Source organism: Mesorhizobium sp. P2_E10 (assembly GCF_056404235.1).
This window is the reverse complement of record NZ_JBFUEK010000051.1, coordinates 1-1,026: the sequence shown is the minus strand read 5'-3', so window position 1 is coordinate 1,026 and position 1,026 is coordinate 1. Positions and strand designations below refer to the sequence as shown.

Below are 1,026 nucleotides of genomic sequence, written 5' to 3'. Positions count from 1 at the left end.
GCAGGGCTATCGCATATGAGTTAGAGCGTTGATTAGGTAGCCGTCATTCCATGCGCATTTCTTGATGCGATGGCTGATGGGGACTTTGTCTGTGTCGGCGAGTTGGAGGATGTTTTTGGCGAGGCGGTTGAGGAGTGCGGTGTTGGCGGGGGCGTTGTCCTTGCGGGCTCGGCTGAGGTCCTCATCCAGATGAACGTCGAGCATCCAGTGCAGGCCATTCTCGATCTGCCAATGAGCCCTGGTGAGATCGATTGCCTGCTGCGGTGACAGCAGCGTAGAGGCCATGAACAGTCGCGTCAGCGGCTTGGTTTGATCGCGCCGGCTGGTGATGCGGATGAAGGCTTTGTGACCGCACATCATTGGCTCGGCTGCCGCCACGACCTCTGCCTGCCGCCATTCGCTGCGGCCATGACTGGTTTCGGTCTGCTCCGCGATGGCGGGGGTGGTCTGAGCCAAGTGTTGTTTGGCCCGAGCAAGCCAATGCCGGCGGTTTCCCTTGAGTGCAAGCAGGTAGTCGCCGCCGCGCTCAATGATGGCTTCAGCCATGCGCTTATGACAGTGGAGCGCATCGGCCGTGACCAATCGTCCAGCAAGATCAATGAGTTCGACGACCTTGAGGGCAGCCTCGACCTCATTCTCTCCATCGCCGGGCGATGCAGCCGCCAGACACAGCCGCGTCTGGCTGGCAAAGGCCGACACCGTCAGAGGCGGACTGGYCGCAAGGCCCTTCTCATAGGCCCGCCGCAGCGCCTTGCCGTCTAGCGAGACCACACCTTGGCGGGCTTGGGCAAACCCTGCGGCAAAGGCGGCGAACGCACGTCCGAAGGCCTCAGGATCGAGCAGGCGCAACAGCCGCGAGAAGGTGTCATGGCTGGGCGCCTCTTCATATTCGATCAAACGCGATAGCGCCTGCTTGCGCTCTTGCGCGAACAACGAAAACTCCGTCGCGTTGGTCGCGCCACACAGGCTTGCCGCGATCATCATCACGATCAGGTCGCCAAGCCGGTGCGTGGCGTTGGCTGCGCG

The 1,026-nt window shown here is 61.8% G+C and carries 1 protein-coding gene; it reads right to left on the bottom strand.

Annotation, left to right across the window (positions count from 1 at the left end; all coding sequences use genetic code 11):
* Window positions 1–6: 6 nt before the first annotated feature.
* On the bottom strand, window positions 7–1,026 hold a 1,020-nt coding region (locus AC1D0N_RS31865), incomplete at its 5' end, for an ISAs1 family transposase (protein WP_477250587.1).